Source organism: Streptomyces millisiae, assembly GCF_031845425.1.
Classification (GTDB): domain Bacteria; phylum Actinomycetota; class Actinomycetes; order Streptomycetales; family Streptomycetaceae; genus Streptomyces; species Streptomyces millisiae.
This window is the reverse complement of record NZ_JAVREM010000011.1, coordinates 87817-109013: the sequence shown is the minus strand read 5'-3', so window position 1 is coordinate 109013 and position 21197 is coordinate 87817. Positions and strand designations below refer to the sequence as shown.

Annotated in this window: 24 protein-coding genes; 5 read left to right on the top strand and 19 right to left on the bottom strand. The window is 73.0% G+C overall.

The features are described from left to right. Positions 1–51: 51 nt before the first annotated feature. Positions 52–504: an Lrp/AsnC family transcriptional regulator gene (locus RNC47_RS12505; RefSeq protein ID WP_311598271.1), complete on the top strand. Its 453-nt coding sequence runs from the start codon at positions 52–54 to the stop codon at positions 502–504. A gap of 4 nt (positions 505–508) precedes the next feature. On the opposite strand, the gene RNC47_RS12500 is transcribed toward RNC47_RS12505, so the two are convergent. Genes RNC47_RS12500 through abc-f form a run of 3 tightly spaced genes read right to left on the bottom strand, consistent with a single transcriptional unit; the run spans position 509 to position 3532 of the window. Beyond that, positions 509–1138 (bottom strand): class I SAM-dependent methyltransferase, encoded by a 630-nt coding sequence (locus tag RNC47_RS12500; RefSeq protein ID WP_311598270.1) that lies wholly within the window; start codon positions 1136–1138, stop codon positions 509–511. Next, the gene (locus RNC47_RS12495) at positions 1135–1884 is read right to left on the bottom strand and encodes a Vgb family protein (protein ID WP_311598268.1); all 750 of its coding nucleotides are present in this window, start codon (positions 1882–1884) and stop codon (positions 1135–1137) included. Before RNC47_RS12495 ends, RNC47_RS12500 begins: the two co-directional genes overlap by 4 nt. A 22-nt stretch (positions 1885–1906) precedes the next feature. Beyond that, positions 1907–3532 (bottom strand): ribosomal protection-like ABC-F family protein, encoded by a 1626-nt coding sequence (gene abc-f, locus RNC47_RS12490; RefSeq protein WP_311598265.1) that lies wholly within the window; start codon positions 3530–3532, stop codon positions 1907–1909. A gap of 146 nt (positions 3533–3678) precedes the next feature. Between abc-f and RNC47_RS12485 the strand changes: the two genes are divergently transcribed. After that, complete coding sequence (locus RNC47_RS12485) at positions 3679–4308, top strand: TetR/AcrR family transcriptional regulator (protein ID WP_311598263.1); 630 nt, start codon at positions 3679–3681, stop codon at positions 4306–4308. Here the strand turns inward: RNC47_RS12485 and RNC47_RS12480 are convergent, their stop codons facing one another. The 3 genes from RNC47_RS12480 to RNC47_RS12470 form a co-directional block, all read right to left on the bottom strand. Beyond that, complete coding sequence (locus tag RNC47_RS12480) at positions 4309–4695, bottom strand: zinc ribbon domain-containing protein (RefSeq protein ID WP_311598261.1); 387 nt, start codon at positions 4693–4695, stop codon at positions 4309–4311. It lies immediately after the preceding gene. Between the two features lie 124 nt (positions 4696–4819). Next, positions 4820–5536 carry a histidine phosphatase family protein gene (locus RNC47_RS12475; RefSeq protein ID WP_311598259.1) on the bottom strand — a complete coding sequence of 239 codons (717 nt, stop codon included), beginning with the start codon at positions 5534–5536 and terminating at the stop codon, positions 4820–4822. Positions 5537–5538: 2 nt separating this feature from the next. Next, the gene (locus RNC47_RS12470) at positions 5539–7104 is read right to left on the bottom strand and encodes a hypothetical protein (RefSeq protein ID WP_311598257.1); all 1566 of its coding nucleotides are present in this window, start codon (positions 7102–7104) and stop codon (positions 5539–5541) included. Between the two features lie 245 nt (positions 7105–7349). Here RNC47_RS12470 and RNC47_RS12465 point away from each other — a divergent pair, with 245 nt between their 5' ends. Together RNC47_RS12465 and dapA are read left to right on the top strand one after the other, a co-directional pair. After that, positions 7350–9206 (top strand): endonuclease/exonuclease/phosphatase family protein, encoded by a 1857-nt coding sequence (locus RNC47_RS12465; RefSeq protein WP_311598255.1) that lies wholly within the window; start codon positions 7350–7352, stop codon positions 9204–9206. 59 nt (positions 9207–9265) lie between these two features. Further along, complete coding sequence (dapA, locus tag RNC47_RS12460) at positions 9266–10171, top strand: 4-hydroxy-tetrahydrodipicolinate synthase (protein WP_311598253.1); 906 nt, start codon at positions 9266–9268, stop codon at positions 10169–10171. A 31-nt stretch (positions 10172–10202) separates the two neighbouring features. Here the strand turns inward: dapA and RNC47_RS12455 are convergent, their stop codons facing one another. Genes RNC47_RS12455 through RNC47_RS12440 form a run of 4 tightly spaced genes read right to left on the bottom strand, consistent with a single transcriptional unit; the run spans position 10203 to position 12929 of the window. Next, entirely contained in the window at positions 10203–10985 is a 783-nt protein-coding gene (locus RNC47_RS12455; protein WP_311598251.1) for an EI24 domain-containing protein, read from the bottom strand. Positions 10986–11024: 39 nt separating this feature from the next. After that, entirely contained in the window at positions 11025–12011 is a 987-nt protein-coding gene (gene dapD / locus RNC47_RS12450) for a 2,3,4,5-tetrahydropyridine-2,6-dicarboxylate N-succinyltransferase (protein WP_311598249.1), read from the bottom strand. A 10-nt stretch (positions 12012–12021) separates the two neighbouring features. Next, positions 12022–12609 carry a TetR/AcrR family transcriptional regulator gene (locus RNC47_RS12445; protein ID WP_311598247.1) on the bottom strand — a complete coding sequence of 196 codons (588 nt, stop codon included), beginning with the start codon at positions 12607–12609 and terminating at the stop codon, positions 12022–12024. Further along, positions 12609–12929, bottom strand: a complete 321-nt coding sequence (locus tag RNC47_RS12440) for a DMT family transporter (protein WP_311598245.1) — start codon at positions 12927–12929, stop codon at positions 12609–12611. The genes RNC47_RS12445 and RNC47_RS12440 overlap by 1 nt, the downstream gene beginning before the upstream one ends. A 165-nt stretch (positions 12930–13094) precedes the next feature. Between RNC47_RS12440 and RNC47_RS12435 the strand changes: the two genes are divergently transcribed. Then, complete coding sequence (locus RNC47_RS12435) at positions 13095–13331, top strand: hypothetical protein (RefSeq protein ID WP_311598243.1); 237 nt, start codon at positions 13095–13097, stop codon at positions 13329–13331. Between the two features lie 67 nt (positions 13332–13398). On the opposite strand, the gene RNC47_RS12430 is transcribed toward RNC47_RS12435, so the two are convergent. The 9 genes from RNC47_RS12430 to RNC47_RS12390 all read right to left on the bottom strand — a co-directional run bounded on the left by RNC47_RS12430 (position 13399) and on the right by RNC47_RS12390 (position 21132). After that, positions 13399–13737, bottom strand: a complete 339-nt coding sequence (locus RNC47_RS12430; protein ID WP_311598241.1) for a metal-sulfur cluster assembly factor — start codon at positions 13735–13737, stop codon at positions 13399–13401. Beyond that, positions 13734–14213, bottom strand: coding sequence for a Fe-S cluster assembly sulfur transfer protein SufU (gene sufU, locus RNC47_RS12425; RefSeq protein ID WP_311598239.1), 480 nt, complete (start codon positions 14211–14213; stop codon positions 13734–13736). The genes RNC47_RS12430 and sufU overlap by 4 nt, the downstream gene beginning before the upstream one ends. Positions 14214–14225: 12 nt before the next feature. Then, complete coding sequence (locus tag RNC47_RS12420) at positions 14226–15485, bottom strand: cysteine desulfurase (RefSeq protein WP_311598237.1); 1260 nt, start codon at positions 15483–15485, stop codon at positions 14226–14228. After that, positions 15482–16243 (bottom strand): Fe-S cluster assembly ATPase SufC, encoded by a 762-nt coding sequence (gene sufC, locus RNC47_RS12415; protein WP_311598235.1) that lies wholly within the window; start codon positions 16241–16243, stop codon positions 15482–15484. Before sufC ends, RNC47_RS12420 begins: the two co-directional genes overlap by 4 nt. Before the next feature lie 9 nt (positions 16244–16252). Then, on the bottom strand, positions 16253–16591 hold the full coding sequence (locus RNC47_RS12410) for a non-heme iron oxygenase ferredoxin subunit (protein WP_311598233.1): 339 nt from the start codon (positions 16589–16591) through the stop codon (positions 16253–16255). Beyond that, positions 16588–17769, bottom strand: coding sequence for a Fe-S cluster assembly protein SufD (gene sufD, locus RNC47_RS12405; RefSeq protein WP_311598231.1), 1182 nt, complete (start codon positions 17767–17769; stop codon positions 16588–16590). The genes RNC47_RS12410 and sufD overlap by 4 nt, the downstream gene beginning before the upstream one ends. Positions 17770–17844: 75 nt before the next feature. Continuing rightward, the gene (gene sufB, locus RNC47_RS12400; RefSeq protein ID WP_311598230.1) at positions 17845–19266 is read right to left on the bottom strand and encodes a Fe-S cluster assembly protein SufB; all 1422 of its coding nucleotides are present in this window, start codon (positions 19264–19266) and stop codon (positions 17845–17847) included. Further along, the gene (locus RNC47_RS12395; RefSeq protein ID WP_311598228.1) at positions 19263–20012 is read right to left on the bottom strand and encodes a helix-turn-helix transcriptional regulator; all 750 of its coding nucleotides are present in this window, start codon (positions 20010–20012) and stop codon (positions 19263–19265) included. The genes sufB and RNC47_RS12395 overlap by 4 nt, the downstream gene beginning before the upstream one ends. A 121-nt stretch (positions 20013–20133) precedes the next feature. Beyond that, positions 20134–21132 carry a LacI family DNA-binding transcriptional regulator gene (locus RNC47_RS12390; protein ID WP_311598226.1) on the bottom strand — a complete coding sequence of 333 codons (999 nt, stop codon included), beginning with the start codon at positions 21130–21132 and terminating at the stop codon, positions 20134–20136. Positions 21133–21197 lie beyond the last annotated feature (65 nt).

Sequence of the window (21197 nt, the reverse complement as noted above, 5' to 3'; positions counted from 1 at the left end):
ATCGCCGGCCTTCGCGGGCAGCCACCGGGGATTCCGTGCTATGAATCGCTCATGACCGCTGATTCCTTCGACGAGACCGACATGCGCATCCTGGAGGCCCTCCAACGGGACGGCCGGGCCAGCTACGCGGAGTTGGCCCGGGCCGTCTCCATGTCCGCCAGCGCCGTCACCGAGCGCGTGCGGCGGCTGGAGGAGAGCGGGGTGATCCAGGGGTACGCGGCCGTGGTGGACCCGGAGAAGCTCGGCTTCGGCATCCTGGCGTTCGTCCGCCTCCGCTACCCGACGCCCAACTACAAGCCGTTCCACGACCTGGTCGCGGTCACGCCCGAGATCCTGGAGGCCCACCACGTGACGGGTGAGGACTGCTTCGTGCTGAAGGTCGTCGCCCGCTCGATGCGCGACCTGGAGTCGACGATGGGCCGCATCGCCGGGCTCGGCTCGGTCACCACCAGCGTCGTCTACTCCAGCCCGCTCCCCCACCGCCCGATCACGGTCAAGGCCTGACCGGTCACGCGCGACGCGCGAGGAGGTAGGCGCGCCGGGTGTCCACCTCCGTGGGGTACGCGGCGCGTTCCAGCCGGGCTTCCACGGTGAAGCCGGCGGTTTCCAGCAGGGTGACGATCCGGGCCGGGTCGAGGAAGTGGAAGTCCACGTCCACGTCGTGGCCCCACCACTCGTCCAGGTGCCGGGTCTCCTCGCCGACGTGGAAGGAGAGAAGCAGCAGGCCCGCGGGGCGCAGGACGCGGTGGGCCTCGGCGAAGGCGAGGGAGAGGTCCTCGGGAGCCAGGTGGATGATCGAGTAGAGGGCGACGGCGGCCCCGAACTCGCCGTCCCCGGCCGGCAGCTCCCGCAGGTCGCCCTGCCTGAACTCCACCTTCGGGTAACGCGAGCCACCCACCGCCACCATGCCGGGTGACAGGTCGACGCCGACCGTCCGCGCGCCGTGCTCCGCGAGCCAGGCCGCGACATGGCCCGGGCCGCAGCCGAGGTCGGCGACCGCCGCGCCAGGCTCCGTCTGCTCCAACAGCGCGGCGAGCAGCGCCCGGTCGAGCGGCTTGCCGGCCAGCTCGTCGTGCAGCCGGGCGGCGTACTCCTCGGCCACGGTGTCGTAACTGCGCCGTACGCCCTCGTGGTTCACCGATCCTCCGCTCCCAGCCGCGCGATCGCGCCGGTCTCCAGCGCCGCGTAGACCGTACCGCCCGGGCCGACCACCAGACCGTGGGGTTCCGAACCGGCCGGCCCCGGCAGCTCGTACTCCTCGACGGCGCCGTCCGGCGTGACGGCGGCCAGGCGGCCGGTGCCCCACTCGGTGAGCCAGAGGCGGTCGGTGGCCGGGGCGATGGCATGGGGGCGGCAGGCGCGGTCGGGCAGCGGGAACTCCGTCACCGCACCGGCCACCGTGATCCGGCCGACCTGGCCGGCGGCGATCTCGACGAACCACAGCGCGCCGTCCGGGCCCGCGGTGATGGTCGACGGGTAGGCGCCGGTCGTCGGCAGCGGGAACTCCGTCACCGCACCGGCCACCGTGATCCGGCCGATCCGGTCGGCGTTGAGCTCGGTGAACCACAGCGCGCCGTCCGGGCCGGCCGTGATGCCGAAGGGGCCGGCGCCGGGGGTGGGCACGGGGAACGTGGTCACCTCGCCGTCGATCGTGACACGGCCGACGGCGTTGCCCTGGTTGAGGGTGAGCCACAGCGCGCCGTCCCGGCCGGTGGTGACGAGGGACGGGCCGGCGCCCACGGGGAAGCGGTCGACGCGGCCGTCAGGGGCGAGGCGGCCCAGATCGCCGGCGTGGACCAGGGTGAACCAGAGGGCGCCGTCCGGCCCCACGGTGATGCCGTAGGGACCCGCGGTCGCGTCGGAGACGGTGATCAGAGTGGGCATGTGCGGTCGCTCCTTGCGATCTTCAGATGGCGAGCCGGGAGCCGCGCCAACGGCGGCCAAGACGGCGGTCGTGGCTGACGACGAGCAGCGCGCCGGGGTAGTCGGCGAGGGCGGCCTCCAACTCCTCGACCAGCGCGGGCGAGAGGTGGTTGGTCGGCTCGTCGAGCAGCAGCACGTCGGCCGGTTCGGTGACCAGCCGGGCCAGGGCGAGGCGTTGGCGCTGGCCGGTGGAGAGGGTGGTGACCCGCGCGTCGAGCTGTTCCGGGTGGAACAGTCCGAGGGCGAGCAGTTCTTCGGCGTGCTCCTCGACGGGGCCAGGCCGGCCGTGGGCGAAGGCGGCGAGCAGGGTCTGGCCGGGGCGGCCGGGTCCCGGTTCCTGCGGCAGGTGGCCGATCTGGCCGCGCCGGGTCACGCTGCCGGCGTCGGGGGCGAGTTCGCCGGCGAGAACCCGCAGCAGGGTGCTCTTGCCCGCGCCGTTGGGCCCGGTGACCAACAGCCGCTCGCCGGGCCCCAGTTCGAGGCTGATGGGGGCGAGGCGGCCGGCGACGGCGAGGTCGGTGGCCCTGAGCGCGGCCTCCGGCGCCGCGTCGGCGCGCCGCAACGGGGCGGCGAAGCGCAGCGGTTCGGCCGGCGGCCGAACCGGCTCGGCGAGCAGCCGGCGCAGGCGTTCCTCGGCGTTGCGGACCCGGCTGGCCAGCGACTGCTGGACCCGGCCGCCCGCCCGGTCGTAGGCCATCTTGTTGCCGTCCCTGATGGCGCGGCCGGGGGCGACGCGGCGGGCCGTGGTGAGGGTGGCCTCGCGGAGCCGGTCGACCTCGTCGCGCCACCTGGCGTGCGCCTGGGCCTGGCTCTGCCTGGCCGCCGCCCGCTCGGCGAGGTAGCCGGCGTAGCCGTTGCCGTAGCGGACGACGCCGCGCCGGTCGGCGTCGACCTCGATCAGGGTGGTGGCGACGCGCTCCAGGAAGTCGCGGTCGTGCGAGACGGCGACGGTGGTGCCGCGGCGGGTGGTGAGGTGGTCCTCGAGCCAGCCCAGGGCGGCGGCGTCGAGGTGGTTGGTGGGCTCGTCGAGCAGCAGCACCTCGGGGGCGGCGGCGAGGACGGCGGCGAGCCGCAGCCTGACCTGCTCGCCGCCGGAGAGGGCACCGACCGGCCGGTCGTGGGGCAGGCCGGCGAGGCCGAGGCCGTGCAGGGCGCGCTCGACACGGGCGTCGGCCTCGTAGCCGCCACGCAGTTCGAAGGCGGTGAGCAGGTCGCCGTACTCGGCGAGCCCGGACTCGTCGCCTTCGGCCATCGCCGCCTCCAGGCGGCGCAGCCGGGCCTCGATGTCGCGCAGCTCGCGCAGCGCGTGGTCGAGGACCTGCCGCACGGTGCGCTCGGGTGGGAGCGCGGCGTCCTGGGCGAGGTAGGCGATGCCGCCCTCGGCGTGCACGACGAGCTCGCCGTGGTCGGGACGCTCGCGGCCGGCGAGCAGCCGCAGCAGGGTGGACTTGCCCGAGCCGTTCTCGCCGACGACGCCGGTGCGCTCGCCGGCGCCGAGCGAGCAGCTGACCGAGTCGAGGACGACCCGGCCGTCGTAGGACTTACCGACGCCGAGCGCGGTGATCTGGGTGGGACGGGCGGTGGGACGGGCAGTGCGGCGGACGGACATGCGGGTGCTCCGAGGCGTTCGAGTGCGTGGCGGTGGCCATGACCTGGGGAACGCTTCGAATGAGCACCATCGACTCCATTACTGCGACAACCGTTGCATTAGGATGCTGCCATGGAGACGGCGGACCGCGCAAACGGATTCTCGGCATGACGGCCACCGCCCGCCGCCCCGGGGGCCGCGCGGCCCGGATCCGCGCCCAGGTGCTGACCGCGGCGCGGGCGCTGCTGGTGGAGCGGGGATACGACGCGCTCACGGTGGACACGGTGGCGGAGCGGTCCGGCGTCCACCGCGCCACGGTCTACCGGCGGTGGCGGGACGTGGGCGGCCTGCTGGCCGACGTGCTCGCCTCGGCGCTCGACGACGACTGGCGACCGCGCGACACCGGCACGCTCGCGGGCGATCTGACGGCGCTCAACGAGGAGGTGCGGGCGGCCCTCGTCGAGGACCCGCCGCTCACCATGGCCCTGATCGCCGCCTCGTTCCGCTCCGCCCCGGCCGCGACGGCGCTCGGGCGGTTCTGGGAGGACAGGTACGCGCGCTGCGGGGTGGTGGTCGACCGGGCCGTCGCGCGCGGGGAGGTGCCGGCGGGGACCGACGCCCGGCGGCTGCTGATCGCCGCCACCGCGCCGGTCTACCACCGGCTGGTGCTGCTGCGGCAGCCCGACGATCCCGGGCTGCCGGGTGACGCGGCGCGCGCCACCGCCCTCGCCGCCGCGGCGGGCGCCTTCGACGGGCCGGCGCCGGCGGCGGCGGAACGGCCCGTCGGGGAGCGGTGATCAGCCGAACTGGCGAGGCTGCCCCTGCTGCGGCGGCATCGGCGGCTGGCCCGGCTGCGGATAGGGCTGCGGGTACGGCTGGGCGCCCGGCTGCGGCTGGCCCGCGAAGGGGTTGCCGCCCTGCGCCGGCGGCTGCGCCGGGCCGGCCGGTCCGGCGCTGGCCAACAGGTGCTCGGCGTTCTCCTTCGACACCTCCTGGGTCCCGCCGCAGAACGTGCACTGCAGGGTGTGCTTGGACGGCGCGATCGGGAAGAGCGGGATGAAGAACAGGGTGAACTTGGTGACCCGCTTGCGCAGCGCCTGCGCCGAGGGGTTGCCGCAGAAGTTGCAGATCAGGTTCAGCATCGCCAGCTGAAAGATCTTGGTGGTGGAGCCGAAAATGAGCACGCGAGAACTCCGGTTGCGTACGTACCAGCGACAGCTATGACCCCGACAGGACGCCCGCCGCGCCCGGATGGTTGCGACCCCGCCGTCTCCTTTGCCCAACCGTGATCGGTCCGCCTAGGAGGCCCTACGCCGCCGGCAGGTGGTCCGTCGCCCCGTACCCGACGAGCCGCAGCCGGCCGCCGTCCCCCACCCAGCGGGAGATCGAGGCGTTGGGCACCGGCTCCTCGTCGCCGGGCGGTGGCGGCGCGCCCAGGCCGGCCGCCACCTGTCGCACCGCCGCCACGACCGCGTCGTGGGCCACCAGCAGCACCCGCCGGCCGGCCGCCGCGGCGGCCAACTCGGTGAGCAGGTCCCGCACCCGCAGCACCACGTCGGCCAACGACTCGCCGCCCGGCGGCCGGTAGAACCAGTCGCCCAGGCGGTCACGGCGCTCGGCCTCCTCGGGCGCCCGCTCGCGGATCACCGCCTCGGGCAGCAGGCCGAAGACGCCCATCTCCCGGTCCCGCAGCCGCTCGTCGACCAGCGGCGCCGGCCAGCCCCCACCGGCGGCCTCGGCCATCAGCGTCCAGGTGCGCCGCGCCCGCAGATAGGGCGAGCTGAGGACGAGCTCGGGGCGGCTCCCCGGGGCGAGCGCGGCCAGCCAGCGGCCCAGCGCCACGGACTGCGCCCGGCCCGGCTCCGAGAGCGGGACGTCGGCGTCGCGCGACTCGGACGGGACCACCACGGGACCGCCGCGCCGCGCCGTGGCGAAGAGGACGTTGGCCGTGGACTGCCCGTGCCGGACGGCGACCAGCTCGGCCAGCGGGAGGCGGGGCGGGATCGGCGCGCCGGCCGGCTCCACCGTCAGTCCCTGGAGCGGGACTTGAAGGCCGCCTTGCGGGCCTGCTTGGCCAACTGCTTGTCGGGGTGGAGCCGGCCCACCGCCTCCAGCACCTCCGCGGTGGCGGGGTGGTCGGTGCGCCAGGCGCGGTCGAAGAAGCCGCTGTGCTGGTCGGCCAGGTCGGTCACCAGGTCGCGCAGCTCCGGCGCGTTCTCCTCCAGCTCCACACCGCCGAGCTGCGCGGCGAGGGTGTCGATGGTCAGCCAGAAGACCATGTCCTCGGCCGGCGGCGGGACGTCCACGACGCCGTGCTCGGCGAGCCACACCCGGGCCAGGCCGCCGAGCTGGGGATCGGCGAGCACCTCGCGCAGCGCCGGCTCGGCGCGGCCGTCGAGCATGGCGAGCACCAGCTGACAGCCGAGTCGGCGGCCCGGAGCCGCCGGGTCGTCGCCCCGCGCGGCGGCCAGCAGCTCCCGGGCGGCGGACAGCGGCTCGCGGGCGGCCAGCCACAGCTCGGCCTCGTCGTGCGCGGCAGTCTCCGGGCGGTACGGGAGGGCGGCCAGCAGCGCCGCCGCGTCCTGGTCGGCCAGCTCGCCGACGAGCGGGGCGGTGAGGCCGGCCTCGATCATGCGGCGGCGCACCGCGTGGAGCCCGAGCGGCGTCAGCCTGGCCCGGCCGTAGCGGGCCAGGTCCTCCGTGTCGTCCACCTCGCCGTCGTCCTCGGTGGCGGCCTCCGCGCCCTCCGCCTCGGCGAGCACCGACTCGTCCACCGGCTCGTACTCCAGCAGGCCGGTGTCGACCAGGGCGCTGAACTGCTCGTCCAGCTTGAGCACGGCGGCCGACAGCTCGTCCATCACGGCCTCGGACAGCTCGTCCATGTCCTCGGGGATCACCGAGGCGGCGGCGACCATCGGCAGCGGAACCATGGAGGCGGCCTGGCCGGAGTCGTCGGTGAGCGCGAACAGGTAGAGGCTGCCGAGCGCCGCGTCCAGGAAGTCGGCCTCCTCCTCCGGGTCCCAGTCCAGGGCGTCGAGGTCGACGGTCGACGGGTCGATCGACGCGCCCCCGCCCTCGTCCGAGCCGCCGGGGAGTTCGCCGAGGAGCTCCTCGAAACTGGGCGTCGCGACCTCGGCCAGCACCGCGTCCAGGCCCTCGGCCCAGATCTCCAGCACGTCGGCCGGGCGGCCCTCGGTGAGCTGGTTCAGCTCGGGCCCCGGCGAGGCGGTGCCGGCGACCGCCTCGGCGCCGCCGTCCTCCTCGGCGCCGCCGTCCTCCTCGCCGCCGCCCTCCGCGGCGTCCGGGTCCTCGAGCACGACGACGAGGCCGCTGTCGACGGCGAAGTTCCACGCCTCGGCCGCCAGCAGCTCGCCCTCCTCGTCGGCGTCGAGGCCGAGCACGGCGACCGCGGACTTCAGTCGCTCCGCCGACAGTTCGCCGCCGGCGCCCACCGGCACCTCGGGCGCGGCCCAGCGGGCGAGCCGGGCGGCGCGGGACAACAGGGGTGCGGCCAGGGCCTCTCGGGCCAACTCGGCCTCGGAGGGCAGCCGCACGGGCGGCATGACGGGACGCTCGTCAGCGGTGTTCACCATCGCTCCTCATCGAAACCACGGAAGGCCGTCCCCCAGCCTAGATGAGGCGCGGGGCTGCCGGTGACGGCTCGTCACCATCGGGGCCCGCCCGCCGCGCCCTCCGGAGCCGTGAGCGGCGATTAACCGGAACGTCTCCGTCCCGATTCCTGGGAGGCGTTGACAAGGCCCGCCCCGCTGCGGGAGCTTGACGCGCGTAGAGCAGGCCATGGAGGAATGCCCTGCCCGCTACCGCCCTGGAGGGTCCCTTGTCCGCCTCAGTCCGTCCACGCCACAGATCCGCAGCCGTGGGGGCACTGGTCGTCGCCGGCCTCTGCTCCGCGCTGCTGGTCAAGCCCTCGCACGCCGAGGAGCCGGCCGACCAGGGCGCCCTCGCGGCCCCGCGCGTCCACGACATCCAGGGCGACACCAGGACGTCGCCCTACGCCGGCCAGCAGGTCACCGACGTGCCGGGCGTCGTCACCGGCGTCCGTACCTACGGCTCGCGCGGCTTCTGGATCCAGGACCCGACGCCGGACGACGACCCCGCCACCAGCGAGGGGATCTTCGTCTTCACCAGCTCCACGCCGCGCGTCGCGGTCGGCGACGACGTGCGGGTCTCGGGCCTGGTCGGCGAGTACTACCCGGGCGGCGAGGACACCGGCGGCCAGTCGGTCACCCAGATATCGCGGCCCACCGTGACGGTGGTGTCCTCGGGCAACGAACTGCCGGCGCCGGTCACCCTGGACGCCGAGGACCTGCCGGAGCGTTACGCGCCGGCGGGCGACCCGGCGGAGGGCGGCGACATCGAGGGCCTGACCCTGCGGCCGAACCGCTACGCGCTCGACCTCTTCGAGTCCCTCGAGGGCATGACGGTGGCGGTCGAGGACACCGCCGTGGTCGGCCCGAGCACCCCGTACTACGAGCTGTGGGTGACCCTCGACCCGCACGCCAACCCGACCGCCAACGGCGGCACCAGGTACGCCTCCTACACCGACCAGAACGCGGGCCGGCTGAAGGTGGAGTCGCTGGTGCCGGTGGCGCAGCAGCCGTTCCCCCGGGCGAACGTGGGCGACGTGCTCGCCGGCACGACGGTGGGCCCGCTGGACTACGACGAGTTCGGCGGCTACCTGCTCGCCGCCCGCGAGATGGGCACGGTGGAGTCCGGCGGGCTGACGCCCGAGTCCACCAGGCCGCAGCGGCGGGACGAACTGGCCATCGCCACCTACAACGTGGAGAACCTCAACCCGGGCAACGAGCAGGCCAAGTTCGACCGGCTCGCGGCGGGCGTGGTGACCCACCTGGCCTCCCCCGACATCCTGGCGATCGAGGAGGTGCAGGACGACAGCGGCCCGACGGACGACGGCACCGTGGGCGCGGACGAGACGCTGGGGCGGTTCGTCGACGCGATCGTGGCGGCGGGCGGGCCGCGGTACGAGTGGCGCGGCATCGACCCGGTGGACGGCGAGGACGGCGGGCAGCCGGGCGGCAACATCCGCACCGTCTTCCTCTTCAACCCGGAGCGGGTCTCCTTCGTCGACCGCGCCGGCGGGGACTCGACCACCGGCACCGAGGTCGTGCGGCACCGCGGCCGGGCCGAGCTGACCGCCTCCCCCGGCCGGGTCGACCCGGGCAACTGGGCCTGGGAGGACAGCCGCAAGCCACTGGCCGCCGAGTTCTCCTTCCGGGGCGAGACGGTGTTCGTGGTCGCCAACCACTTCACCTCCAAGGGCGGCGACCACCCGTTGCACGGCCGCTACCAGCCGCCGGTGCGGTCCTCCGAGGCGCAGCGCATCGCGCAGGCCCGGGTGGTCAACTCCTTCGTCCAGGACATCCGGTCCGCGCAGCGCCAGGCCCGGGTCGTGGTGCTCGGCGACATCAACGACTTCGAGTTCTCGCCCACCACCAGGGCCCTGACCGAGGACGGCGCGCTGCGCGGCGCGCTGGACTCGCTGCCGCGCGACGAGCGGTACACGTACGTGTTCCAGGGGAACTCGCAGGTGCTGGACCAGACGCTGGTGTCCCCCTCGATCAGGCGCTTCGAGTACGACATCGTGCACATCAACGCGGAGTTCGCCGACCAGGCGAGCGACCACGACCCGCAGGTGCTGCGCTTCAGGCCCTGACCGGCCCCGGCGCGGATTCCCGGTGGCCGGCGGCGGCCGGAGGGGTGCAGACTGCCCGCATGTCCACTCCCCCCTTCGGCCGCTGCGCCGCCGCGATGATCACTCCCTTCTCCGCCGACGGCGGGCTCGACCTGTCCGGCGCCCAGCGGCTCGCCACGCACCTGGTGGACCGCGCCGGCTGCGACGCCCTGGTGCTGAGCGGCACCACGGGCGAGTCGCCGACCACCACGGACGTGGAGAAGACCGCGCTGGTGCGCGCGGTGGTCGACGCGGTGGGCGACCGGGCCAAGGTGGTCGCGGGGGTCGGCACGGCCGACACCCGCCACACGGTGGCCCTGGCGGAGGCGGCCGAGAAGGCGGGGGCCCACGGCCTGCTGGTGGTGACGCCCTACTACTCGCGGCCGACGCAGGAGGCCATCGTGACGCACCTGCGGACGGTGGCCGACGCGACCGAGCTGCCGGTGATGCTCTACGACATCCCGGTGCGGACGGGCGAGGGCACGGCGCTCACGGCGGACTCGCTGCGGCGGCTCGCCGAGCATCCCCGCGTCGTGGCCGTCAAGGAGTGCTCAGGCGACCTGCTGAAGTCCGGCCTGGTCATGGGCGACACGGAGCTCGCCTACTACTCGGGCAGCGAGGAGCTGAACCTGCCGCTGCTGGCGCTCGGGGCCGTCGGCTGCGTCAGCACGGTGGCCAACGTGGCCGGCCGCCAGGTCCGTGGGGTGCTCGACGCGTTCGCCGCGGGCGACACGGCGCTGGCCGCGAGCCGGCACCGGGCGCTGCTGCCGCTGGTGGAGGCGGTGATGCACGGGGTCCCGGGCACGGTGAGCGTCAAGGCGCTCTTCCAGGCCGCCGGCCTCCCCGGCGGCCCCGTCCGCCCACCCCTCCTCCCGGCCGACGAGGCGCTCACCGAGCGCCTCACGACCGCGCTGCGCGCCGCGCTGACCGAGCCGACGCCCGTCTGACCGAACCGGGCGCGAGCGCCCGCGGAAGTCGTCAGCCCTTGCCGAGCACCACCGCCGCCGGCGCCTGGCCCGGGGTCGCCGAATCGGCGACCCCGCGCGCCAGCAGCGTGGCGCCGGCCACGGCGCCCGGCATGAGCAGGACGGCGCCGAGCGGTATCAGGAAGAGGAGCACGAGCGGCACCCCGAAGCCGAGCGCCACCGGCAGGCGGCGCCGGAGCAGCCGTATCCGCTCCTTCAGCGGCAGGCCGCGGCGGTCGAGCGCGGCCGAGGTGAGCTCGACGGTGAGGAAGAAGCCGGAGACGGCGAAGCCGATCGCCGGTATGACGGTCTGGCCGATCACCGGCACGAAGCCCAGCACGAACAGCGGGACGGTGAAGAGCAGCACCCGCAGCAGGACCCGGACGCTGTCGCTGATGGAGACCCCGATGTCCTGCCAGAAGCCCCGCCCGTGGCCGGGCGGGGCGCCGCCCTCGGTCTCCTCGACCTTCTCGCCGAGCGCCTGGTAGAACGGGTCGCCGATGATCAGCGTGACGGCGGTGAAGGTGACCACGGCGAGCATCACGCCGGCCGCGACCAGCAGCAGCGCGAACCCCACGCGGATCAGGGACTGCCCGGCGCCGTCCCAGTCGTCGGCGAACGGCGTGGCCCAGACGGCGATGTCGCCGGCGAAGTAGGCGAGGGCGACCAGCGCGCCCGCGTAGACCACGAAGGCGATCAACGCGGGCACCAGCCCGAACAGCAGCCAGCGCGGGCGACTGAACACCCACCGTTGTCCCTGGGCCAGGTAACGCAGGCCCGCCGCGAATCCGTTCACGCCGGTCACCCTATCGCCCGCCGCTGACAGCCCGTCCGGTCAGTTGTGGCTGTGCAGGACCTCGTTGAGGCCGCCCCAGGTGCCGGTGCGCGGCAGGGCCTCGACGACGCCGGTGGTGGAGTTGCGGCGGAAGAGGAGGTTGTCCGCGCCGGAGAGCTCCAGGGCCTTGACGACCGAGCCGTCCGGCAGGGTGACCCGGGTGCCGGCGGTGACGTAGAGGCCGGCCTCCACGACGCAGTCGTCGCCGAGCGAGATGCCGAGGCCGGCCTGGGCGCCGAGCAGGCACCGCCGGCCGATGGAGATGGTCTGCTTGCCGCCGCCGGAGAGCGTGCCCATGATCGAGGCGCCGCCGCCGACGTCGGAGCCGTCGTCGACGACCACGCCGGCGCTGATCCGGCCCTCGACCATGGAGACGCCCAGGGTGCCGGCGTTGAAGTTGACGAAGCCCTCGTGCATCACGGTGGTGCCGGAGGCGAGGTGGGCACCGAGCCTGACCCGGTCGGCGTCGCCGATGCGGACGCCGGCGGGCACCACGTAGTCGGTCATCCGTGGGAACTTGTCGACGCTGGTGACGTTGAGCGCGAGACCGTCGGCGCGGGCGGCGAGCCTGGTCTCCTCGATCCGGTCGACGGGGACGGGCCCGAGGTTGGTCCAGGCGACGTTGGCGAGCAGCCCGAACTGGCCGTCCAGGTTGAGGCCGTGCGGGCGCACCAGGCGGTGGCTGAGCAGGTGCAGCCTGAGGTAGACGTCGTGGGCGTCGAGCGGCTTGTCGTCGAGGGAGGCGATGACCGTGCGGACCGCCACGACCTCGACGCCCCGGCGGGCGTCGGGGCCCACCGCGCGGGTGGCCGCCTCGCCCAGGAGCTCGGCGGCGCGCTCGGCGCTCAGCCGCTCGGTGCCGGCGACCCCGGGCTCGGAGGTGAGCTCGGGCGCGGGGAACCAGGTGTCGAGAACGGTCCCTTCGGTGGTCAGGGTGGCGAGGCCGGCGGCGACGGCGCCGGTGGCGGGGGTTGCTACGTCGGTCATGGTGAAGACGCTAACGGGTGTCCCCGGCCGGGGACGAACCGGTCCGGGTGGCGGGCAGCGGCCCCGCGAGCACTCGCTCGAACAGGGTGACGGCCGCCCGCTCGTCGTACGCGTCGCCGCTCAGCAGCAGCTGGATGAGGAGCCCGTCGAGCGCCGCGGTCAGCAGCCGGGCGGCGACCGGGTCGGGCACGAGCGGGCGCAGCAGCTCCGCGACGCCCGCCAGGACGCGGGAGGAGAGCGGGCGGAGGGTCGGGTGGCGCAGCCCGGCGAAGTAGAGCTCGTAGCAGAGCTCGGTCTCGGCGCGGCCCGGGCCGAGGCTGTGGGCGACGTAGCGGGCGAGCCGCTCGGCCGGCGGCAGGTCCGAGTGCTGGGCGAGGCGCTCGGCGAGGTCGGCGAGCCAGGCGTCGTTCATCCGCTCCAGGGCCGCGGCGAGCAGCTCGTCGCGGCCGGCGAAGTGGTAGGTGGTGGAGCCGAGCGGCACGTCGGCCTCGGCGGCGACGGCGCGGTGGGTGAGCCCGGCGATGCCGTGCTCGGTGACGACCCGGACGGCGGCGTCGACGATGCGCTGGCGCCGGTCCGGGTCGTAGCGGCGGGCCATCAGTGGGCTCCGCCGACGTTGAGCGTGACGACGCCCGCGACCACCAGGGCCACGCCGAGCACCTTGGCCAGTGAGGCCGCCTCGCCGAGGAAGAGCATGCCGACGAGGGCGACGACGGCGGTGCCGACGCCGGACCAGATGGCGTAGGCGGAGCCGACCTCCATGGACTTGAGCACCTGGGCGAGCAGCGCGAAGGCGACGAGGTAGCCGGCGACGGTGCCGACGCTCGGCCAGAGCCGGCTGAAGCCGTCGCTGTACTTCATCAGGGTGGTGGCCAGGATCTCCGAGGCGATGGCCGCGGCAAGCGTCAGATAGACCATGCGTACAAGGGTACACATCGATGCGTACGGCAGTACACATCGCGGGTGGGCGGAAGCCGGTGGAGTGAAGGGCCCGCGCGCCGACCCGAACCCCTGCGACCTTCCGGTCATCCTTGCGGCGAACAGCGGCAATACCATCACAGGATCACAGGGAGTGAGGAGCGGATGGCCGAGTGCGAGGTCTGCGGCAACGACTACCGGATGGCCTTCGAGGTACGGGCGGCGGGTGAGGTCCACGTCTTCGACAGCTTCGAGTGCGCCGTCCAGCGGATGGCCCCGATCTGCGAGAACTGCCGGACCCGGATCATGGGGCACGGCCTGGAGACGGAGGACGGCCACTTCTACTGCTGCGCCCACTGCGCCCGCGCCAAGGGACACGCCCAGCTGGTCGACCACGCCTGAACGCGCCGGTGCCTCCCACCGCCCCGGTCGGGGGCGGTGGGAGGCACCGGAGGGCCGAGGTCGAACCTCAGACGTTGAAGCCGAGCGCCCGCAGCTGCTCGCGGCCGTCGTCGGTGATCTTGTCAGGACCCCACGGCGGCATCCAGACCCAGTTGATCTTCAGCTCGGACACCAGGCCCTCGGTCGCCGTCCGCGCCTGGTCCTCGATGACGTCCGTCAGCGGGCAGGCCGCCGAGGTGAGGGTCATGTCGACGGTGGCGACGTTGTCCTCGTCCACGTGGATGCCGTAGATCAGGCCGAGGTTGACCACGTCGATCCCCAGCTCCGGGTCGACGACGTCCATCATCGCCTCCCGGATCTCCTCCTCGCCCGCCGGCTTGGCCGTGACGGTCTCGGTGTCGCTCATGACGTGGTCCTCTCCTTCACCAGGCCGTCGCCCAGGGCCTGGGCGGTGGCGTCCTTCCAGGCCATCCAGCTCAGCAGCGCGCACTTCACCCGCGCCGGGTACTTGGAGACGCCGGCGAACGCGACCGCGTCCTCCAGCACCTCCTCCATCGCGTCGTCCGGGGTGATCTGCCCCTTGGACTGCATCAGGCGCAGGAACGTGTCCTGGACGGCCAGCGCCTCCGCCAGGTCCTTGCCGACCAGCAGTTCGTTGAGCACGGACGCGCTCGCCTGGCTGATCGAACAGCCCTGGCCCTCGTACGAGACGTCGGCGATGGTCTCGCCCTCGTACCGCACCCGCAGCGTGATCTCGTCGCCGCAGGTCGGGTTCACGTGGTGGACCTCGGCGTCGCCGTCGCGCAGCCCACGCCCGTGCGGGTTCTTGTAGTGGTCCAGGATCACGTCCTGGTACATCGACTCAAGCGCTCCCAGCTGCATGGGTCACCACCCTCATCCGAAGAAGCCACGCACGTAGGTGAGGCCCTGGACCAGGGCGTCGACCTCGGCCGGCGTGGAGTACAGATAGAACGACGCCCGGGTGGTCGCCGGAATTCCGTACCGCAGGCAGACCGGCCGCGCGCAGTGGTGGCCGACCCGGACGGCGATGCCCTGCTCGTCGAGCACCTGCCCCACGTCGTGCGGGTGGATGTCGGCGAGGGTGAAGGACACCGTGGCGCCCCGGTCCTCCTCGCTGACCGGGCCGATGATCCGCAGGTCGGGCACCTCGGCGAGGCGCTCCAGCGCGTAGCGCGTGATGGCGTGCTCGTGGGCCGCGATCCGCTCCATGCCGATGCCGGTCAGGTAGTCCACGGCCGCCCCCAGGCCCACGGCCTCGGCGATCGGCGGCGTGCCGGCCTCGAACTTGTGCGGCGCCGGCGCGTACGTCGACGAGCTCATGGTGACCGTCTCGATCATCTCCCCGCCGCCGAGGAAGGGCGGCAGGTCCTCCAGGAGCTCCTGGCGGCCCCACAGCACGCCGATGCCGGTCGGCCCGCACATCTTGTGGCCGGTGAAGGCCACGAAGTCGGCGCCCAGGGCCTGGACGTCGAGCGGCATGTGCGGGGCGGCCTGCGAGGCGTCGATCACCACCAGGGCGCCGACCTGCTGGGCGCGCCTGACGATGGCCTCGACCGGGTTGACCGTGCCCAGCACGTTGGAGACCAGCACGAAGGAGACGACCTTGGTGCGCTCGGTGATGACCTCGTCGATGTTCGCCAGGTCGAGCCGGCCGTCGTCGGTGAGGCCGAACCACTTCAGCTTCGCGCCGGTGCGCTGCGCCAGGAACTGCCACGGCACGATGTTGGAGTGGTGCTCCATCTCCGTGATGACGATCTCGGTGCGGTCGTCCACCCGGTAGGGCTCGTCGGCCCAGCCCAGCATGTTGGCGACCAGGTTGAGCGCCTCCGAGGCGTTCTTGGTGAAGATCACCTCGTCCCTGCTCGGCGCGTTGACGAACGAGGCGACCTTGGTGCGGGCGTCCTCGTACAGCGCGGTGGCCTCCTCGGCCAGCACGTGCACGCCACGGTGCACGTTGGCGTGGTGGCGCTCGTAGTACTCGGAGATCGCGTCGAGCACCTGGCGCGGCTTCTGGGAGCTGGCCGCGTTGTCCAGGTAGACCAGGGGCTTCCCGTCGTGCACGGTGCGGTGCAGGATCGGGAAGTCCTTGCGGATCGCCTCGGTGTCGAGGAGACCCGGCAGCGTAAGGCTCACGAAACAGCCCCCTTGGTGTACTGCTCGTAGCCCTCGGCCTCGAGCTTGTCGGCGAGCTCGGGACCGGCGGACTCGACGATCCGGCCGCCCGCGAAGACGTGCACGTGGTCCGGCTTGATGTAGCGCAGGATCCGCGTGTAGTGGGTGATCAGCAGGGTGCCGACCTCGCCGCCCTCCCGCAGCCGGTTGACGCCCTCGGAGACGATCCGCAGCGCGTCGATGTCGAGGCCCGAGTCGGTCTCGTCGAGGATGGCGATCTTCGGCTTCAGCAGCTCCAGCTGGAGGATCTCGTGGCGCTTCTTCTCGCCGCCGGAGAAGCCCTCGTTGACGTTGCGCTCGGCGAAGGCCGGGTCCATCTCGAGGCGCTCCATGGCCTCCTTGACCTCTTTCACCCAGGTGCGCAGCTTGGGGGCCTCGCCACGGATGGCGGTGGCCGAGGTGCGCAGGAAGTTGGAGACCGAGACGCCGGGCACCTCGACCGGGTACTGCATGGCGAGGAAGACGCCGGCGCGGGCCCGCTCGTCGACGGACATCTCCAGGACGTCCTCGCCGTCCAGCGTGACGGTGCCGCCGGTGACGGTGTACTTGGGGTGGCCGGCCAGCGAGTAGGCCAGGGTCGACTTGCCGGAGCCGTTGGGGCCCATGATGGCGTGGGTCTCGCCCTGCTTCACGGTCAGGTCGACACCGCGCAGGATCTCGGTGGAGCCGGTCTCGGTCTCGACGGAGACGTGCAGGTCGTGGATCTCAAGCGTTGCCATGGGGATGCCTCAGGACTCCTGGGTGAGGGAGACGAGCACGGCGGCGCCGGGCCCCTCTCCTTCGATCTTGACGGGGTAGACGGGGATGGGACGGGTGGCGGGCAGCCCGCTGGGCTTGCCGGTGCGCAGGTCGAAGCTTGAGCCGTGCAGCCAGCACTCGACCTGGCAGTCCTCCACCTCGCCCTCGGAGAGCGAGACGTTCGCGTGCGAGCAGATGTCGTTGACCGCGAACACCTCGCCCTCGGTGCGGACGACGCAGACCGGGGTGTCGTCGAGCTCCACGCGCTTGGGCACGTCCTCCTCGAGGTCGCCCAGCGCGCAGACCTTCACAAAGCCGCCGGTGGTCATGCGATCGACGCCTCCAGCTCGGCCTCCAGCTTGGCGATCAGCCGCTCCTCGACGTCCGGGACGCCGATCTGCTGGACCAGCTCGGCGAAGAAGCCGCGGACCACGAGGCGACGGGCCTCCTCGGCGGGGATGCCGCGGGCCATCAGGTAGAACAGCTGCTCGTCCTCGAACCGGCCGGTCGCCGAGGCGTGGCCGGCGCCGACGATCTCGCCGGTCTCGATCTCCAGGTTGGGGACCGAGTCGACCCGGGCGCCGTCGGTGAGGACCAGGTTGCGGTTGAGCTCGTAGGTGTCGGTGCCGGTGGCCGCGGCGCGGATCAGCACGTCGCCCACCCAGACCGCGTGCGCGTCGGTGCCCTGGAGGGCGCCCTTGTACGCCACGTTGCTGCGGCAGTTGGGCTGGTTGTGGTCGACCAGCAGCCGGTGCTCCTGGTGCTGCCCGTCGTCCGTGAAGTAGACCCCGTACAGCTCGGCCTCGCCGCCGGGACCCGCGTAGGCGACCCGCGGGTGCAGCCGGACCACGTCCCCGCCGAAGGTGACGACCACGGACTTGAAGGTGGCGTCCCGGCCGACGAGCGCGCTGTGCTGCGAGCAGTGCACCGCGGTGTCGTCCCAGTCCTGCACGCTGACGACGGTGACCTTGGCGCCGTCGCCCACGAGGAACTCGACGTTGGCCGCGCGGACCGTGTCGCCGGTGTGGTCGAGGACGAGGACGACCTCCGCGAAGGCGCCGATCTCGAAGACGGTGTGGCCGAAGGTGACCCCGCCCTCGCCGTGCAGGCTGAGCCGGACCGGCTCCTTCAACACCGCGTCCTTCGGCACCGAGATCACGGTGGCCTTCTCGAAGGAGCTGAACGCCTGCGCCGCGACCCGGTCGACGGGCGCGCCGGCCTTGCCGACCCGGGGGTCGTCACGGCCGACCGGGGTGACGGTCACCCCGTCCGGCGCCTCCACCTCGACCTTGACCGAGCCGTCGGCGACGGCCGTGCCGTCGTGCAGCCCCCGCAGCCGGTCGAGGGGGGTGAAGCGCCACTCCTCCTCGCGGCCGTGCGGGACGGGGAAGTCCGCCACATCGAAGGACGGCGGGGCGCTCATCCGGGTGGCGACGGTGGACTCGGCGGCCACCGCGACCGCTCCGCCCGCGCTGGCGCCGGCCGGAATACTCTGGGCCTCAGCCATGGGTGTCGTCGTGCTCGCTCTCTTGATCGGACGGGTTATCGGACGGGTTTGCGTGTCTCGGGGGCGGGGCGCCGGTCAGCCGACCGCGCCCTCCATCTGCAGCTCGATCAGCCGGTTGAGCTCCAGGGCGTACTCCATGGGCAGCTCCTTGGCGATCGGCTCGACGAAGCCGCGCACGATCATCGCCATCGCCTCGTCCTCGGACAGGCCGCGGCTCATCAGGTAGAAGAGCTGGTCGTCGCTGACCTTGGAGACGGTCGCCTCGTGCCCCATCGTCACGTCGTCCTCGCGGACGTCGACGTAGGGGTAGGTGTCGGAGCGCGAGATGGTGTCCACCAGCAGCGCGTCGCACAGCACGTTGGACTTGGAGCCGGCCGCGCCCTCGGCGATCTCGATCAGGCCGCGGTAGGAGGTGCGGCCGCCGCCCCTGGCCACCGACTTGGAGACGATGTTGGAGGAGGTGCGGGGCGCCATGTGCACCATCTTGGCGCCGGCGTCCTGGTGCTGGCCCTCGCCCGCGAAGGCGACGGACAGCGTCTCGCCCTTGGCGTGCTCGCCCATCAGGTAGACGGCCGGGTACTTCATGGTGACCTTGGAGCCGATGTTGCCGTCGACCCACTCCATGGTGGCGCCCTCGTAGGCGACGGCGCGCTTGGTCACCAGGTTGTAGACGTTGTTCGACCAGTTCTGGATGGTCGTGTAGCGGCAGCGGCCGCCCTTCTTGACGATGATCTCGACGACCGCCGAGTGCAGCGAGTCCGAGTTGTAGATCGGCGCGGTGCAGCCCTCGACGTAGTGCACGTAGGCGTTCTCGTCGACGATGATCAGCGTCCGCTCGAACTGGCCCATGTTCTCCGTGTTGATGCGGAAGTAGGCCTGGAGCGGGATGTCCACGTGCACGCCCGGCGGCACGTAGATGAAGGAACCACCGGACCAGACGGCCGTGTTCAGCGCGGCGAACTTGTTGTCGCCGGCGGGGATCACGGTGCCGAAGTGCTCCTGGAAGAGCTCGGGGTGCTCCCTGAGCGCCGTGTCGGTGTCGAGGAAGATGACGCCCTGCTTCTCCAGGTCCTCGCGGATCTGGTGGTAGACGACCTCCGACTCGTACTGCGCGGCGACGCCGGCCACCAGGCGCTGCTTCTCGGCCTCGGGGATGCCGAGCTTGTCGTAGGTGTTCTTGATGTCCTCCGGCAGGTCCTCCCAGCTCTGGGCCTGCTTCTCGGTGGAGCGCACGAAGTACTTGATGTTGTCGAAGTCGATACCGCTGAGGTCGGAGCCCCAGTTGGGCATGGGCTTCTTGCCGAAGAGCTTGAGGCCCTTCAGCCGCAGCTTCAGCATCCACTCCGGCTCGGACTTCTTGCCCGAGATGTCGCGGACGACGGCCTCGGACAGACCGCGCTTGGCCGCGGCCCCGGCCACGTCGGAGTCGGCCCAGCCGTATTCGTACTTGCCCAGGCCCTCGAGCTCGGGGTGGGCGGTCTCCGTGGGGAGCGTCATGCTGGGTTCCTCCCGGCAGTGCTTTCGGTTGCGGTGGTGGGCTTGGCGGGGACGTGCCCTGGCTTCGGCACGAAGGTCGTGCAGACCCCGTCCCCGTGGGCGATGGTGGCGAGCCGCTGCACATGGCTGCCGAGCAGGTCGGAGAAGACCTCGGCCTCGGCCTCGCACAGCTGCGGGAAGCGCTGGGCGGCGTGCGCCACGGGGCAGTGGTGCTGGCACAGCTGCTCGCCGGCCGGCGCCGCGACCTCGCGGACGGCGGCGGCGAAGCCGGAGGACGTCAGCGCCTCGGCGAGCGCCCGCGCCCGGTCCTCGGGCGCGACCGCCTCGAGGAAGGAACGGTACTGCTCGGCCTGGGCCGCGGCGCGCTCCCTGGCGAAGGCCAGCACGGCGGCCGCCCCGCTCTCGCCGCCGCCGGCGGCGCGCTCGATCCAGTGCAGCGCCTCGACGGCGAGCTCGTCGTACGCGTGGTCGAAGGCGTCCCGACCGCCGTCGGTCAGCGCGAACGCCTTGGCCGGCCGTCCCCGGCCGCGCGCCCCGTAGACCCGCTTCTCGCGCGGCTCCACCAGGCCCTCGGCGACCAGCGCGTCCAGATGGCGGCGGACGGCGGCCTGCGTGAGGCCGAGGCGCACGGAGAGCTCAGCGGCGGTGGACGGTCCGTGATCGAGAATGGAGCGGGCAACGCGCTGCCGCGTCCCGGCCGCCTCAGCGGCCGCGGGCGCCTCCCGCTGCTCACTCCGGTTTTTCACAACGTCATTGTTGCGTAATTCCCGCGACGCGAGCAAGCCGCGGTCTGACCTGCCCGAATGCAGTGCATCACGTAAGGCGAACCTAACCTGCCGCCGGCCTCGGGGGGCCGGCGGCCCGACGTCAGACCCGCCGCTCGACGGCCACGCGGGGCCCCGTCGAGTCCCGGACCACGAGATCGGTCTCCAGGATCATCTGGACCGTGCCGCTGGCCGCCTCGTCTATGGCCTGGAGGAGCAGGTCGACGGCCGCGCGGCCGGCCGTCTGGGTCGGCATGGCGATGGTCGTCAGCTTGGGCCGGTTCAACCGGCCGGCCACCGTGTCGTCGACGCCGACCACGCTCACGTCGCGCGGCACCTCGGCGCCCGCCGTGGCCAGGCCCTCGATGGCGCCGATCGCCATCAGGTCGTTGTAGGCGATCACCCCCGTGGCGCCGGCCGCGAGCACCGCCGCAGCGGCGCGGTAGCCGCCCTGCTCGGTGGGGGCGTTCGGGCCGTGGTACGACAGCTCGACGCCGTGCCGCTCGGCCGCGGCGCCCGCCGCGCGGCGGATCTGGCCGCTGGTCCAGGAGTTGCGCGGCCCGCCGAGCACCACGAGGCGCCGGTGGCCGAGGCCGGCCAGGTGGTCGACGGCCGCGCCGGCGCCGGTGCCGACGTCCATCAGCACCGCGGGCATGCCCTTGACCCGGCGGTTCACCACGGCGAACGGCAGGTCGGCGCCGAGCCGGACGATCGCCGCGTTGGACAGTCGGGGGCTGACCAGCAGCACCCCGTCCACCTGCCGGGCGAGGGTGCCGATCAGCTCCTCCTCGACCCGCGGGTCCTCGTCGGTGTCGGCGACGAACACCTGGTAGCCGCGCACCCTCGCGTAGGACTGCGCGGCCTTGATCAGCGGCGGGAAGAAGGGGTTGGCGATGTCCGCGACGATCAGCCCGAGATTGTTGGTGCGCCCGGTCGTCAGCGCGCGGGCCGCCAGGTTGGGCCGGTAGCCCAGCTCCGCGGCCGCCGCGATGACCCGTTCCCTGGTCTCGGCGTTGACCAGGTTCGGCGCCGAGAAGGTGCGAGAGACCGTCGACACGTGCACGCCGGCGGCCTGGGCCACCTCCCTGATGGTCACGGCCACCCGATCACCGCCCCCCGATCCGATCCAGCTGCACGGTACTTAGCCATGGCCGGAACCCTAGCTGC